General features: G+C 38.2%; 1 protein-coding gene. It reads right to left on the bottom strand.

Annotation, left to right across the window (positions count from 1 at the left end; translation table 11 throughout):
- On the bottom strand, positions 1 to 303 hold a 303-nt coding region (locus K8344_RS14000; RefSeq protein ID WP_237609297.1), incomplete at its 3' end, for a DDE-type integrase/transposase/recombinase.
- Positions 304 to 534 lie beyond the last annotated feature (231 nt).

The following is a 534-nucleotide window of genomic DNA, read 5'->3' as shown; positions in this document are numbered from 1 at the left end:
GTCGGAATGGTGAATGAGCCCATTAGTTCCTTTAGCTTGATACAATGCCTTGTTCAGAGCTCTTACACAGCCAGACAACTCCAAGCTATTGCTCAGGTCCCATCCAACGATCTTGCGAGAATACATATCCGTTATCAGTGCCAAGTAACAAAACCCTTTTACAGTTCTGATGTATGTGATATCGCTTACCCAAACTTGATTAGGTCTGTTAACTTCTAAGTCTTTAATGCTATTTTTATACTTGTAAAATCTATGCAAAGAGTTAGTTGTTCTATAGCTTGGTTTCTTTCTAAGTGTGAGCATATTATGTTTTCTAAGGACATTGAACAATGTATCTCTGCCAACTTTAAGGTTGGCCTTGTCAAAATCATCCTTCAAGGATTTTTTGAGTTTTCTAACACCTTCTCTGGGAAGGGACTTGCGTTTTCTCTGTACTACCTGAATGATCTGTTGTTCAAGCTTTAAGCGCTGTTCAGCCCTTTTTTTATACTTATAATAGGCATCACGCTTAAGTCCGAAACATTTGCTGATAGT

This window comes from Aequorivita xiaoshiensis (genome assembly GCF_022008395.1).
GTDB lineage: Bacteria > Bacteroidota > Bacteroidia > Flavobacteriales > Flavobacteriaceae > Aequorivita > Aequorivita xiaoshiensis.
The sequence above is the reverse complement of the archived record's forward strand: the minus strand, read 5'-3'. Positions and strand labels throughout refer to the sequence as shown.